We start from the raw sequence: 14,629 nt of genomic DNA on the forward strand, positions 1-14,629 counted from the left end.
CTGCAAGCCGCCTGAATTTCAGTTTCACAGGATAAGGGATAACCTGACAAAACCGGTTGTTCTATCAACCATCCTCTACCGGGACATGCGGAGCGGGTAACGGCTCGGTGCGAAGCTCTGGGGGATAACATAGCCACCGGATAACCGGTACGCCAACCTGTGAGGCAAGACGGAATCTGCCAGTACGAAGACGCTGAGGAGCAAAAGATGAGTAGATACGACTAACATAGGTGAACTTCCGTTTAAACGTCGTGACCTTTGACAAGCGAAACATGCTGAAAAGCTTGGACCAAAACGGTGCGCGTCGAGCAGTGTTCTTTGAATACTGGGCCACCATGGATGATCCGCCGTCGGCGAAGAGAAAGGGTCCCTCCGTCCAGAGATTTATGCAAAACAGGGTAAGCTCATCGTGCTGCCGACAACGGCAAGCAAACCGCAAAGAACGCTGTTGGCGCGGTGGGGGTAAAGAAATTGTGTGAATTTGAGAGAGACGACGACAGTCAAGCCGATATCGCATTGCGTGGACTACCAGCGATCTTGTCAAAATCGACGGCAATCGGTTGACGCATTACTGACCACGCCGCTCACCCATCTTCCCCTACGTCCTGTGGGGCGGGCAGTGGCTCATGACCTGCTTTGGTCGGTGCGGGCGGATGCCCTGTTATCGTCGCCTTCTGCGCTTCGGTGAGCCGGCGATCCGCTGCGGTCGGCACATCGAGGCGCTGCCGTGGCGCGCCTCCCCGTTGCGGGGATCGCGCATCACCTGGCTTCGCCGGTGCTTCATTTGACTTTCGTTCCATAAGTCGTGCTCCTCAGTCTAAAAAACATGTCGGTCGATTCCAGTGCGAGCCAGCTTCCGTCCCGCACCCGCAGCCAGGCCGCTCGCTACGCCGCAGACCGCACCACCAGCGCCGCCACCGACTTGCGCCGCACCACCCGATGCCGGTGCCACTGCGTCCCCGATGCCGGTGCCACCGCGCCGCTCGAAGATGGCACACCAACGCCACTACTGTCCTGTAGTCACCGCTCACGCTGGTGCCGACTCGCGCCGCCGCCAGCGCACGTGACGGGCGCGTTGCCCTACGACACCTTTTCATCGTCGTAGCGGTCCAATTCACAGTGGCGAGGTATCGGCGACAAGTGACTCATCGTCTGCCCAAGTACACCTAAAGCAGCCGTGACTAGCCCATTGTCAGAGACCCATCGATACAGCGTCTTGCTTGCGCGTCTCATTGGTCCCCCCATAAGTATATGGACGGACTCACGTGGCGCGCCTTACCAATGCTTCAGCAGACTTCATTCCCGACCCGGCGCGTGACGGGCACGTAGGTTGCGCTTCGCCGCGTGCCTTTCGCCGCTGCCCTGCCATGAAACACCATGCCTGACACACCGGCCCCGACTGCAACACAAGCCAATCCGCGCCGCCGAAGACGCCCCGCGCTCAATGCCAATGCGTGCGCGCAGTTGCGCTACGTAAGCGACACGCAGCCCGGCTATACGCGCCGTGCGGTTAACGGTCGATTCTCGTACTTCGACACACGCGGCACGCGCATTCGCGATCGCGAGCGCATCGAGCGCATCAATGCGTTGGCGATACCGCCCGCGTATACCGACGTGTGGATCTGCCCCGACCCATACGGTCACTTGCAAGCCACCGGCCGCGACGCGCGTGGGCGTAAGCAATACCGCTATCACGCCGCATGGCGTATGATGCGCGACACACACAAATACGCACGGATGGCCGACTTTGCACACGCGTTGCCGAGGATCCGCGCGCGCGTGACGCGGGACCTGCAGCGTCCGGGGATGCCGCGCAAAAAAGTGGCCGCGGCGCTGGTACGGCTGCTCGACCGTACGCTGGTGCGGATCGGCAGCCCCGAATACGCGCGCGACAACCGGTCCTACGGTTTGACGACCCTGCGCAAACAACACCTGGCGCTCGACGCCGACCGCATGCGGCTACGGTTCCGTGGCAAGAGCGGCGTCGAGCACGACGTCGACATCGACGACCCACGTATCGTGCGCATCGTACGGCGCTGCCTGGAGTTGCCTGGTCATGAGCTATTCCAGTATGTCGACGAGCATGGCGAGCGGCACGCCATCGGTTCGACCGACATCAATGCGTACCTGCGCGAGATAAGCGGAACTGGATTCACTGCAAAGGACTACAGAACGTGGGCGGGTAGCGTCCTTGCACTTGGCACGTTGCGTCAGATTCCGCCGTGCAGCCTCACGCGTGCGCGCCAGCATGTAGTTGACACGGTCCGGCAGGTCGCCGATCTACTGCGCAACACACCTGCCGTATGCCGTAAATGTTATATCCATCCCGTAGTAATCGAAGCTTTCGAAACAGGTGCGCTTGCCACACTTAAGCCGCTGCGCCAGCACCGACGCCTGAAGGCCGACGAAGCGCTGTTCGCGTCCCTGCTTCACCATCACGCGCGCACAGCCCGCGCAGTGTCGCGCCGTACCCGATGACTCCTGATGATTTTTGGAAATCAGCGTCGTTCAAGTGGTAACTTACGCTCGCACGCGACATCTTCAGCCGGCGTACGGCCTCGCTGAGATTGCCGGCTTCGAGGTTTCGACCAGCAACGTAAGAGCGGTCAAGTCCATGGTGGCACACGCTCGCAGCGCATGAGGTATGACACATGGTGCATGGCGCCATCACGCGATGGTTCAAAATTTTTTGACAGCCTGTCAATCACTGTTGTAAGTGTCATACAAGTCAGCGATTGGACAATCGGCCGGCGAAGCGCGCCGCGCGCCCCCACCTATTGCGGAGATACGCCCAATGACCCTCGTTCCCTCCCCGACCCAACCCGTGAGCCATGAACGACACGGTAAGGTTCTGGTTGTCACGATTGACCATCCGCCGGTTAACGCGCTTGGCGTCGCGGTGCGCCGCGGGCTGATCGACGCGATCGACGCCGCTGAAGCTTGCGGCGAGGTCGCAGCGGTGTTGCTGCTCGGCGCGGGCCGCCACTTCATCGCTGGCGCCGACATCCGTGAGTTCGGCAAGCCGCCATTGCCGCCGTCGCTGCCACAGGTGTGCCAGCGCATCGAATCGTGCTGCAAGCCCGTGGTCGCCGCGATTCACGGCGCGGCGCTGGGCGGCGGCTTGGAAATCGCGCTGTCCGCGCACTACCGGATCGCCATCCCCGGCGCGAAACTCGGCTTGCCGGAAGTGCAGCTCGGTCTGATGCCGGGGGCCGGTGGCACGCAACGCACACCGCGACTGATCGGCGCGCGTGCCGCGCTCGATCTGGCATTGAGCGCACGCCATGTCGGCGTCGACGAAGCGCTCCAGCTCGGACTACTGGACCGCGTCAGCCAGAGCGACGACACGCGAGCGGAAGGCCTGGCCTATGTGCAAGCGCTACTGGCCTCGCACGCCGGAGCACGTCCGACCCGTTCCGCCAAAGCGCTCGCCGATCGCGAAGCAAGCCATGCGGCCGTGCAAGCCGCCCGCGCCGACGTCGCGCGCCGCTCGCGTGGACTGTTCGCGCCGCTGAAGATTGTCGAGGCGATCGAAGCAGCGATCGATTTGCCGTTCGATGAAGGGATGAAGCTTGAACGCCAGGCGTTCCTGCAATGCCTTGATAGCCCGCAGCGCGCGGGGCTTGTGCACGCATTCTTCGCCGAGCGTGAAGCCGCCAAGACACCGGAAAGCCAACATGCATCGCCGCGCACGATCGACACGGTCGGTGTGATCGGCGGCGGCACAATGGGCGCCGGCATCGTGGTGGCCGCGCTCGATGCGGGCTTTCCGGTAACCATGATCGAACGCGACGATGAGATGCTGGCACGCGGGCGGGCCCACGTGCAACGGGTCTACGACGCACTGATCGCCAAGGGCAAGCTGAGCGCGTCGGCCAGTGCCGCCACACTGTCCCGGCTCAGCGGCAGCACATCGTATGATGCGTTGGCCAACGTGGATCTGGTCATCGAAGCGGTATTCGAGGATCTCACCGTGAAGAAAGCCGTTTTCGCGGAACTGGACCGCGTCTGCCAGCGCGGCGCCGTGTTGGCGACCAACACGTCATATCTGGATATCGACGAGATTGCCGCCAGCACCGGGCGCGCGAGCGACGTGATCGGGCTGCACTTCTTTTCGCCAGCCAACGTGATGAAGCTGCTCGAGATCGTCGTGCCAGCCAAGGTGGATGCTGACGTCGTGGCTACGGCGTTCGAGTTCGCCAAGCGCCTACGCAAAACGCCTGTGCGAGCCGGGGTGTGCGACGGGTTCATTGGCAACCGGCTATTGGCCGTGTATCGCGCTGCCGCCGATGCGATGATGGAGGACGGCGCCTCACCGTACCAGATCGATCGCGCGATCCGCGATTTCGGCTTTCCAATGGGGCCATACCAGGTCATCGACTTGGCCGGCGGCGATATCGGCTGGGCCGCCCGCAAGCGCCGCGCGGCCACGCGCGATCCGCGCGCCCGCTACGTACAGATTCCGGATCGCCTGTGCGAACGTGGCTGGTTCGGCCAAAAAACCGGTCGGGGCTACTACTTGTATGAGTCGGGCCAACGCACCGGCACGCCCAATCCCGAGGTCGAGGTCATCATCGCGTCCGAGCGGCAGCGGGCCGGGATAACACCGCGCGAATTCACTGACGAGGAAATCGTGCGCCGCTATTTGGCCGCCATGATCAACGAGGGTGCCAACGTCGTGCATGAGCGCATTGCCTTGCGGCCACTCGATGTGGATGTTGTGCTCGTACACGGCTACGGATTTCCGCGCTATCACGGCGGCCCGATGCACTACGCCGATACCCGGGGTCTGGCGAACGTGCTCGCCGATATCCGGGAATTCGCGCGTCAAGATCCGCTGTTTTGGCAACCGTCACCGTTGCTCGTCGAACTCGTGGACAAAGGCGCCACCTTCGCGAGCCTGAACCGTCACGCCAACGCGTAGGCGCAACAGCCCGTCGCCCTGGCGGGCCGCTGGCATATACTTTGCGTGAGCGGCGTCTGGCCGGTTGTCCGGACGTCGCGCGACGCTTGTGCTCTGGCATCCTTGACATTCGCCCGTCTGGAAAGTCGCTATATTGAGCGCCGTCCGGTCGGCGCGACCCTAACGCTGCACACGAACAATCAACACGAGTCAAGTTCAGATTCGCATCAACTGGGTAGTTTTTACACGATGACGAAAATCCGACAAGGATGTTGTCAGTGCCGAGGAAAGCACGATCGATGGTATGAACGCCAGTCTTAACGCATCAATGACACTCAAGGAGAGTCTGGAACAGGCAATACGCGACAACACGTTCCGGCTACGCTATCAACCCCAGGTCGATCTGACCAGCGGCTGGATAGAAGGGGCCGTCGTATCGCTGTATTGGCCGGCCCCGGACGGCGAGCCGATCGCCCACTCGGCCCTGCTAAGCGCCGCGCACGACAGCGAGATCGCGATCGAGCTAGGCGAGTGGATGCTACGCCAGGCCTGCCAGCAAAACTACGAGTGGCAGCAGGCTGGTCTGCCGCCGATTCGTGTCGCAGTGCCGATCCCCGCTGCGCTATTCCGCGTGCAGGACGTTGCGCAACGCGTGGGAGCGATCTTGCAGCAGGCGCAGTTGCATGGACGCTACCTGGAACTGGACATCGCGGAAACGGCATTGCTCGAGGATTTGACCCATGCTGATGCGGCGCTGTCCGCGCTGCATGCGCTGCAGGTCCAGAGCACCGTCACGGACGTGGGTTTTCGCGCGCAGGGTGACGAGCACCTAGCCACGCTACCATTGGACCGGATCAAGCTCGATGGCGCGTTAGTGTCGCCATCGGCCAAGGCGCGCACCGGCGAGACACTCGCCAGGCTGCTAGTGGCACATGCGCACTCCACCGGCCTAAAGATCGCCGTCTATGGCGTTAACAGTTTCGAACAATTTGAGTTTTTTCGGCATCTCGAATGCTTTGAGATGGTCGGCAATTTCTATTATCGTCCGATCGACAGCGCCATGATGTCGCAACTGCTCAACCGCGAATCGAAACCGCCATTGCTCTGAGATGTTCAACCGATCCGCGCAAGTTGTGCGAAGATGCGACAATCGGAAACTTGCAACGCGTTTCGGAGCTGCAACATGGGCAAGCAGGCCATTGGCGTGATCGGACTCGCGGTCATGGGTCGCAATCTGGCATTGAATATCGAAAGCCGCGGCTACGCGGTATCGGTCTACAACCGCACGCGTGAGCGCACTGACGCGTTGATCACGGCATTCCCAGATCGCAAGCTGGTCCCGACTTATACGTTGCAAGCGTTTGTCGAATCGCTCGAAACGCCGCGACGTATTCTACTAATGGTCAAGGCCGGCGCGCCGACCGACGACACCATTGCTGCGCTCAAGCCGCTGCTGGGTCGGGGGGACGTGCTGATCGACGGCGGCAATACCCATTTCACCGACACGATGCGCCGCCATCGCGAACTGGCCGACGCTGGCTTGCATTTCATCGGCGCTGGCGTGTCGGGTGGCGAACAAGGCGCGCTGCACGGCCCGTCGATCATGCCGGGCGGGCCGCGTGACGCATACGAGCGTGTCAAACCGATCCTCACGCGCATTGCCGCGCGTGCCGGTGATGGTGAGCCATGTGTCGCGTACATGGGGCCGGACGGCGCCGGCCATTATGTGAAAATGGTCCATAACGGCATCGAGTACGGTGACATGCAGTTGATCGCCGAAAGCTATGCCGTACTCAAGCATGTCGCGGGCTTATCCAACGCGCAATTGCGCGACGTGTACGCGCAGTGGAACGAAGGCGAGCTTGACAGCTACCTGATCGATATCACGTCCAAAATCTTCGCGCGCAAGGATGACGAGACCGGCCAAGATCTGGTCGATGTCGTGCTTGACCGCGCCGCGCAGAAAGGTACTGGCAAATGGACTAGCCAGAACGCACTGGATCTGAGCGTGCCATTGCAATTGATCACCGAGTCGGTGTTCGCCCGTATGCTGTCCTCGCTCAAATCCGAGCGGGTGACGGCCAGCCGCCAACTGAGCGGCCCGTCGCCGCGCGCGCTGGCGGGCGCGCGCGAGCCGTTCGTCGAGGCCGTCCGGCGCGCGCTGTATCTGAGCAAGGTGATTTCGTACGCACAAGGGTTTGCGCAATTGCGTGCCGCATCCGATGAATATGGATGGGATTTGCCATATGGCACGATCGCACGCATTTTCCGCGCCGGCTGCATCATCCGCGCGCGCTTCCTGCAAAAGATCACCGACACATATGCGCAGGATCCGGCGCTAGCCAACCTGTTGCTCGCACCCTATTTCCGCGATGTCGCCGCACAATACCAGGCGGCGCTGCGCGAAGTTGTGATTGCGGCGGTGCAAGCCGGTGTGCCGGTGCCGGCGTTCGCGTCGGCGATTGCGTATTTCGACGCGTACCGCGCCGAAACATTGCCGGCGAACCTAATCCAGGCGCAGCGCGACTGCTTCGGCGCCCATACGTTCGAGCGCATCGACAAACCCGGCAGTTTCCACGCCCGTTGGATATAGCAGCACCGCTTTGTCACAGCGCCGCGTGTGCCATGCCGCCCTACCGCAGCGTACACGCAGCCGTTCCTGTTGATCGATTGTTCTATATTCATGCTGCGTAACGCTGTTTCGCCCCAGCCGTCATTTTGCCTACCCGGCTCGTGCTACATCGGAGGCTCGTGCTACATCGGAGGCCGGGGATGAACGATCCACGACTCGACCTCAACGTGGCGACGGCAATGCCCAGAACGACAGCCTCTGACACGGTTGCGTCCGAGCTATCGGCAAAGCCTATGTCGAACGCACCGCCGGATCCGCCAGCCGATCCGGCGCAGGATGTCCCGCTGGAACCCCCGCCCGCGCCGCCGCCCTCCGAGGCAGCCGCGCGTCAATGGCACGACCTGCCGCGCCCCGCCGTTCAACCGGATCCGACCGGTGCATTGCTGCGTTCACTATCCGGCCTGCTTGCCGCGTACGCGGTGCTGATGATCGGCAACGGACTATTCACAACGCTGATCCCGATCCGGATGCTGCATGCGGGACTGTCTACGGTCGCGGTCGGGCTCGTGCAGTCGTGCTACTACGTAGGATTTGTCGCAGGGGCCGTGACCAACAGCCGGCTGATTGAGCGCATCGGCCAGCATCGGGCGTTCGTTGCCTTTTCGGCTGGCGCGGCGCTGACTGCGCTCGCATTCGGCACGTTCGACTCACCGTGGATCAGCGGCGCACTGCGCTTTTGCAGCGGTGTTGCGTTCATGGGCGTCTACGCGTGCGTCGAGAGCTGGCTCAACGGCGCGGTTCCGAACGCAATGCGCGGCCGGGTATTCTCGACGTACCTGGCGATCACGTACCTAGGCGTCGGTGCGGGGCAGTTCCTGCTGGACATAGCCGGTGCATCCGGCGGGCGCAACCTGCTGATCGTCGGTGCGCTGTTTGTCGGCGCCATCCTGCCCGTCACGCTGCTGGAAGGCTGGCCAGTGCACGTGTTCGAGGATCGGGCCGGCGTGCGCCGCCCCCGCTCATGGATCGGCCATGCGATCGACCTGTGGCGCGACACGCCATTAGCGATTCCCGGTTGCATCTGCGCCGGGTTGCTGTCCGGCGCGTTTTATTCGATGACCCCAGTGTTCCTGACCGGCATCGGCTTTTCAGTTAGCGAACTGTCGCACTTCATGGGCATTGTGCTGATCGGCGCATTGCTGTCGCAATGGCCGATCGGCAAGCTATCGGACCGCATCGAACGTCGCGTGCTGGTGTTTCACCTCGCGGTGCTGGCCGCAACCCTTAGTGCATCGTTGATCATCGTGCGCGTGCATTGGTTTGTCGGCATCGCGACGCTCGTGTATGTCGCTGCGGCGTTCACCCTTTACGGTCTCATCGTCTCCTACGTGAATGATCATATCGACGCAAACCGACGCATTGCGATCAGTGCGACGCTGTTGATCCTGTTTTCGATCGGCGGACTGTCAGGGCCGACAATTGCGTCTGTGGCGATGACCGTGCTTGGACCGAGCGGCCTGTTCGTGTTCAATGCCGCAACGGCTGCCCTGCTTGCCTATGCGGCACGCCGGTCGATCACCGGCGGACGGGCAACGCGGTCCGGGACGCCGTGAGATCGGGTTGCCTGCGGTTTGTCACCGCGGTGGCGGATCAACTCTACGCCGCGCCGCAGTTCGGCCACCGTCACCACGGACAAATATAGACCGGTATCTTCCAGGGCCGCCTGCCAGAAAAACGCCATGACGCCCGGATCTGCTTGTTCCCGCTTGCGTACCTCGCTGATGACGTTGGTGTCAACCCAATACATGCGCTGCCTTGCCATCGTCGCACCGGGCAAAGTCCGCGTCCTTTCCCACGCTCGGAATACTCATGAGGGCTTGCGCAAAGGTCCTGCGCTGCGGCCTGCGCAACGCCTGCGCCAGGATCTCGCGATGCTCCGCCTCGGCGCTGCGGCCGTGTGCTGCGGCCCGCTCGCGCAGACTTTGGACCAGCGCGTCGTCTACGTTGCGCACCAGTAAATTTGCCATGTTTCACCTCCCGCTTTCCATTGCTATCAACGATAGCGTTCGCCGCGAGAGTTGCAAGCACGGCTAGCGCCAGGGTAATCAATTTTTTGCATCATGTTAGGAGCCCTTTTGAGACGCGCGTAAAACCGTTTGAGGCTGGTGGAATGCCGTCCACCGACTTACTCCAGACGTGCGCAGAAACTACGGCAATTCGCCGCTGCGATGGCGTCGATGCAGTTCACCGATCGATCCGGTCATACACGATGCGATCCAGCGTCACGAAGGAAGCCTCGGTGCGCTGCTCGCCTGCACCGAAGCGATGGAAACGCAAAACGAGGCTAATTAAACATCCTTTGGGTCTTCGAGATCCAAGTCGAGCAACGCGCTGCTCAGCGACTTGCCATGGGCGTCCAGCGCAAGCGATCGGGTCACCCCGCCACCCAGTGCGTGTTGGGCAACAAAATTGAACGCTGCGATATTGGGCAAATCGTATCGGACGACGTCGCCAAGTACTACATCCTGTAGGTGCGTTTTCACCCGTTCGGCCGTCAGCGTCTGACGCAGATACTCATAGTGGCGACTGTCATAGCATATGACCGATATGTTTAACGTATCTCCCTTGTCACCCGTGCGCGAGTGGGCGAGGTTGCGCAACTTCATTTTACGCCTCCACAAATTCGAATGTCGGTCGCACGTGCGCTCTTGGTAACAAGATCGATTGCACAGCGAGCACTTCCCGCGTTGCCTTGGTCGCACCCCCACCGCCTGCAGGACCATTGGTATAAAGCGTCTCAACCTCGTTGCCGATGCATGCTGCGTCCGCTAACGAAGCGGTCCGTCCCGCGACGCGTACACGGACCTCGTATGGTTCGCCGCCGCGTGCGCCGGCGCTCGGACCATGCAGTGCGTCAACACCAATCAGGTCAAAGCGCAGCTCGCGAGTCTGGACGCCCCTGAGTTGCAGACGTTCTCGAACGATATCCAGTGCGACACGCGCCCGCCCGAGTGCACCCGGGCCGCCGTATGACATCTGCCCTTCTCCGATAAAGCCATCCGCATAGGCTACCGAGACCTTCAGTGTATCGGTACGCGCAGTACCACGGCCTCCTGCTATGCGGACGCGGTCGGGAGCTTCTTCGAATACGCGGACCCCGGTAAAATCTGCCACGACGTCAGGCTGCAGGTAGCGACTCGGGTCGTGTATCTCATAAAGCAATTGTTCCTTGCACGTCGCCTCGGTTACGCAACCGCCGGCATCAGCAACCTTCGTCATGACGGCCGTTCCGTCGGGCTCGACCTCCGCGATGGGGAACCCCAGGCGGGCGAGATCGGGCACGTCCTTGAAACCGGGGTCGGCAAAGTAGCCGCCCGTAACATGACCCGCGCACTCGAGCAAATGCCCGACGACGGTGCCTCGTCCGAGCCTGTCCCAATCATTCATGTCCCAGCCGAACTCGTAGATCAACGGCGCGGTGAAAAGCGCAGGATCGGCGACGCGGCCCGTCAGCACGATATCGGCGCCGGCCGTCAATGCATCGACGATGGGTGCCGCTCCCAGATAAGCATTCGCTGAAACGAGCCGCTCGGCATACGATGTCACACTATCGCCCGACTCCTCGAAATAAAAATCGCCCTGCCGCACGAGGGCAAGCACGTCGTCTCCGGTGACTGCGGCAATCCTTAAACCGTGCAAACCTAGTGAGCGCGCAATCTGAGCGGTCCTGCGTGCAGCGGCAACCGGATTGGCTGCGCCCATATTGGAGATGATTTGCACGCCATTGCGCACAGCGACAGGCAGAACCGCCGTCATGCGAGCATCGAGCAACGGGTCGTAGCCCCGTTCAGGGTTGTCACGCCGCATCTGCTGCGCAATCGCGATAGTTCGCTCGGCGAGGCATTCAAATACGAGATAGTCCAGCGCACCATGCGCCGCCAGTTCGACAGCGGGTTCTATTCGATCGCCCGAATATCCGGCACCCGCCCCGATTCGCACACAGCGCCGTTGATGAATTACAGCCATGGCATGATTCTCAGTGAAGGCTTACAAGGGGAAAACACCCAATACAACAGCGGCGACAGTCATGACAATCGATGTGCCGAATAGCAAAGGGAAGGTAAACTTTTGATGATCGGCGAGATCGATACCGCACAGTCCGATCACAAGGAATGTCGCTGGCGTAAGCGGGCTAACGGGAAAGCCTGTGGTCATTTGCCCGAGCAACGCTGCCTGCCCGACCTGCACTGCCGGCACACCCAGTTGCCCTGCCACTTCTGCGACGACAGGTAACACGCCAAAATAGAACGAATCAGGGTCAAACAACATGCTCATCGGCATCGCGAGGAGCCCCAGCGTAAACGGGATGTGGCTAGACATCTCTTGAGGCACAAGATTGACGGTGGACTGTGCCATCGCCTTGAGCATGCCGCTACCTTGCAACACGCCGGTAAAAACGCCTGCCGCCAATAAAACACCCGCCATCATCAATGCAGCTCGCGCATGCGCATCCACACGCTTACGCTGCATCTCCATGTTCGGATAGTTGACCGATAGAACAATACATAGTCCAACCATGAAGACGATCGCGGGCGGGATCTTGTCACCTATTAGCACCAACGTGCCAAGCACGCACAAAGTCAACACGACGTTGAACCAAAAATACTTGGGGCGGCGAATTTCGCTTTCCTCCCGCGTGAGCTTGCGCTCTGGCATCGGCCCTGAGTTGTTAACCCAAGCGGATCCGAGCCGTTTCTCCTCGCGGCGACCTAGTAGATATGCGATGCCAAATACGAACACCAGCCCCACCACCTGCACGGGTATAAGCGGGTTGAAAAGCGACGACACTGGCAGATGCAAAGAAGCGGATGCGCGGATCGTGGGTCCGGTCCACGGCAAAAAATTCACGCCCGCCGCCATCGATACGGCTGCCGCCAGCACACGACGATCCATCTTCAAGCGATCGTAAAGTGGCAGCATCGCTGGGATCGTCACGAGAAAACACACGGCTCCTGAGCCATCGAGATGAATCAGTAATGCCAGTAGTGTCGTTCCCATGACAATGCGTGTTGGCTTCGTGCCAACCATCTTCAGAATGCGATCAATAATTGGATCGAGCATGCCAGCGTCCGTCACCGTCCCGAAATAGAGAATCGCAAATACGAACATGCCCACCACCGGCGCCATATTCCTTAAGCCGCCAATCACGAACTCGCAAGTCTGCCACCCGAAGCCGCCAAGCAGTGATGCCGCAATAGGCACCACAATCAGCGCTACCAACGGCGACATTCGCTTCGAGAGGATGGCGGCGAGCAAAACCACAATGGTGGCGAACCCCAGTAACGGCAGCATGTATTCGATCCCCAATTTTTCTTTTGATCACAGGTCTAGGGTAGATCGATTGCATCGATAGATCAATTGAAATGATTTGATTGCAGCATTCATAAAACGCAATGGATAGGAAGCTTCGCGACATGGAGTAGTTGATTACAAACGCACACTCTCTAGGGGATGGGTCGCACGGGGTAATCCACCCCAAAAAACCGGTGGGAACAGAAGTAGAATTTTCTCGTTAAGAGAGTTCTACGCAATGAAGAAGTCGAGATTCACGGACAGCCAGATCATGGAGGCGCTCAAGCGCGTGGAGGCAGGGCTGGCGGTACTGGATCTGTGCCGAGAGCTGGGCATTAGCACGGCGACGTTCTACAAGTGGCGCTCGAAGTACGGCGGCATGGACGTGTCGCTGATGGCGCGGATGAAGGAACTGGAGGTCGAGAATGCCCGGCTGCGCAAGATGTATGTCGAGGAGAAGATCAAGGCCGAAATCGTTTCGGAGGCACTCGCAAAAAAAGACTGAGGCCATCTCGCCGGCGCGAGATGGCCATGCACGCGGTGTCCAGCCGAGGCATATCGATCCGGCTGGCATGTGAGGCGTTTGGGATCAGCCAGAGCTGCTATCGGTACGCCGGCCTGCGCAATGCCGAGAACGAGGAGATTGCGAACTGGCTGCTGCGTCTGACCGACAACCACCGGAACTGGGGCTTCGGGCTGTGCTTCCTGTACCTGCGCAATGTGAAGGGTTTGGGCTGGAATCACAAGCGCGTGTACCGGATCTATCGCGAACTGGAGTTGAACCTGCGGATCAAGCCACGCAAGCGGCTAGTCCGGCAGGTTCCGGAACCGCTGTCGGTGCCCACTGCCGTCAACCAGGTCTGGTCGATGGACTTCATGCACGACCTACTGACCGACAGACGCAGCATCCGGCTGTTTAACGTGATCGACGACTTCAACCGCGAAGCGCTTGGCATCGAGATCGACTTCTCGCTGCCCTCGCAGCGGGTGATCCGTGCGCTGCGGCAGATCATCAGCTGGCTGCTTTCATCCCCCGTACTACCGGTTCGTCTCCCGACATTGATCGTTTTAGCGTGGGATAAACAAGGCAGGGCTTACATCGAAAAACTTGCCCAACTTGCCCGCTAGCGTCGCACTGATCTTTCGCTTACCTGCCAGAATTGCGGAAAGGTTGCTTTGGGGCACCACCTCCGACAGATCTTCCTGTTTAAGCCGGCGCACGCCCATCAAGAATTTTAGCGCGTCTTTAGGTTCGGCCGCCTCGATTGAATAGCGCACCTGCTCATATCTCGAAACCAGATCACTGACAAGGTCAAGTAAGCCGGATAGAGGATGCTCCTCATCATCTCCTGCAACGTCCAGCAGCGCATTCATCAACGCGACCATATGATCATAGTCCGCATCGCCGTGGATAGGGTGCAGGTGCGCCATCGCATCAAAAGTTTGCCACGATGCCTGGATCGCTTGAATGTTGAAGTGCGTATGCGTGCCTTGCATGATTACACCTTGCCTTTGTGATAGAGCTTGGTCCAGTCGTCATATTCCCGATGCGTCATAACTTTCTGAACAAACACCTTTTTGAATCTGTATCGAACAATGACTACCACGCGATAGTTGTTCCCGCCGACATCAAAGACGACATAAGGCGGTACGTAGTCGGCTGAGTTAAAAAGCGCCCGGACATGGTTGAAATCTTTAAACTCAGCATGCTCCACCACTGAGTGCCATTGCCGTAACACCTGTTCTGCCTCCGGATGTTTTTGCCTCGTGCTGCGCGCGGTAATCAAAAAAAAACATCGTCC

11 protein-coding genes and 3 pseudogenes are annotated in these 14,629 nt (G+C 60.2%); 6 read left to right on the plus strand and 8 right to left on the minus strand.

The genetic code is table 11. The features are described 5' to 3' along the window. Nucleotides 1-1,377: 1,377 nt before the first annotated feature. Nucleotides 1,378-2,478 (plus strand): DNA topoisomerase IB, encoded by a 1,101-nt coding sequence (locus RA167_RS14370; protein ID WP_076788273.1) that lies wholly within the window; start codon nt 1,378-1,380, stop codon nt 2,476-2,478. 19 nt (nt 2,479-2,497) lie between these two features. Here the strand turns inward: RA167_RS14370 and RA167_RS14375 are convergent. Continuing rightward, nucleotides 2,498-2,616: pseudogene (locus RA167_RS14375) on the minus strand (LysR family transcriptional regulator); the annotation flags it as partial. Nucleotides 2,617-2,794: 178 nt separating this feature from the next. Here RA167_RS14375 and RA167_RS14380 point away from each other — a divergent pair. The 4 genes from RA167_RS14380 (at nt 2,795) to RA167_RS14395 (ending at nt 9,088) form a co-directional block, all read left to right on the plus strand. Next, nucleotides 2,795-4,924: a 3-hydroxyacyl-CoA dehydrogenase NAD-binding domain-containing protein gene (locus RA167_RS14380; protein WP_076788275.1), complete on the plus strand. Its 2,130-nt coding sequence runs from the start codon at nt 2,795-2,797 to the stop codon at nt 4,922-4,924. 283 nt (nt 4,925-5,207) lie between these two features. Continuing rightward, nucleotides 5,208-6,011: an EAL domain-containing protein gene (locus RA167_RS14385; RefSeq protein WP_076788276.1), complete on the plus strand. Its 804-nt coding sequence runs from the start codon at nt 5,208-5,210 to the stop codon at nt 6,009-6,011. Nucleotides 6,012-6,086: 75 nt separating this feature from the next. After that, nucleotides 6,087-7,496, plus strand: coding sequence for an NADP-dependent phosphogluconate dehydrogenase (gndA, locus tag RA167_RS14390; protein ID WP_076788278.1), 1,410 nt, complete (start codon nt 6,087-6,089; stop codon nt 7,494-7,496). A gap of 179 nt (nt 7,497-7,675) precedes the next feature. Continuing rightward, nucleotides 7,676-9,088, plus strand: coding sequence for an MFS transporter (locus tag RA167_RS14395; protein ID WP_083706134.1), 1,413 nt, complete (start codon nt 7,676-7,678; stop codon nt 9,086-9,088). A gap of 5 nt (nt 9,089-9,093) precedes the next feature. Here RA167_RS14395 and RA167_RS14400 read toward each other — a convergent pair. The 5 genes and pseudogenes from RA167_RS14400 to RA167_RS14420 form a co-directional block, all read right to left on the minus strand. Next, a pseudogene (locus RA167_RS14400) lies at nt 9,094-9,282 on the minus strand (VapC toxin family PIN domain ribonuclease); the annotation flags it as partial. Beyond that, nucleotides 9,269-9,502: a FitA-like ribbon-helix-helix domain-containing protein gene (locus RA167_RS14405; RefSeq protein WP_076788281.1), complete on the minus strand. Its 234-nt coding sequence runs from the start codon at nt 9,500-9,502 to the stop codon at nt 9,269-9,271. The gene RA167_RS14405 and the pseudogene RA167_RS14400, both read right to left, overlap by 14 nt. Before the next feature lie 321 nt (nt 9,503-9,823). Further along, the gene (locus tag RA167_RS14410) at nt 9,824-10,141 is read right to left on the minus strand and encodes an AtuA-related protein (protein ID WP_076788282.1); all 318 of its coding nucleotides are present in this window, start codon (nt 10,139-10,141) and stop codon (nt 9,824-9,826) included. A 1-nt stretch (nt 10,142) separates the two neighbouring features. Further along, the gene (locus tag RA167_RS14415; RefSeq protein ID WP_076788284.1) at nt 10,143-11,501 is read right to left on the minus strand and encodes an acyclic terpene utilization AtuA family protein; all 1,359 of its coding nucleotides are present in this window, start codon (nt 11,499-11,501) and stop codon (nt 10,143-10,145) included. A 21-nt stretch (nt 11,502-11,522) separates the two neighbouring features. Continuing rightward, nucleotides 11,523-12,827, minus strand: coding sequence for a CitMHS family transporter (locus tag RA167_RS14420; RefSeq protein ID WP_076788675.1), 1,305 nt, complete (start codon nt 12,825-12,827; stop codon nt 11,523-11,525). 238 nt (nt 12,828-13,065) lie between these two features. On the opposite strand from RA167_RS14420, the pseudogene RA167_RS14425 reads away from it, so the two are divergent. Next, a pseudogene (locus RA167_RS14425) lies at nt 13,066-13,847 on the plus strand (IS3 family transposase); the annotation flags it as partial. 48 nt (nt 13,848-13,895) lie between these two features. On the opposite strand, the gene RA167_RS14430 reads toward RA167_RS14425, so the two are convergent. Next, complete coding sequence (locus RA167_RS14430) at nt 13,896-14,324, minus strand: helix-turn-helix domain-containing protein (protein ID WP_083703608.1); 429 nt, start codon at nt 14,322-14,324, stop codon at nt 13,896-13,898. Between the two features lie 2 nt (nt 14,325-14,326). Further along, the gene (locus RA167_RS14435; protein ID WP_076788678.1) at nt 14,327-14,614 is read right to left on the minus strand and encodes a type II toxin-antitoxin system HigB family toxin; all 288 of its coding nucleotides are present in this window, start codon (nt 14,612-14,614) and stop codon (nt 14,327-14,329) included. Nucleotides 14,615-14,629 lie beyond the last annotated feature (15 nt).

The sequence above is a fragment of the Mycetohabitans endofungorum genome (genome assembly GCF_037477895.1).
Classification (GTDB): Bacteria; Pseudomonadota; Gammaproteobacteria; order Burkholderiales; family Burkholderiaceae; genus Mycetohabitans.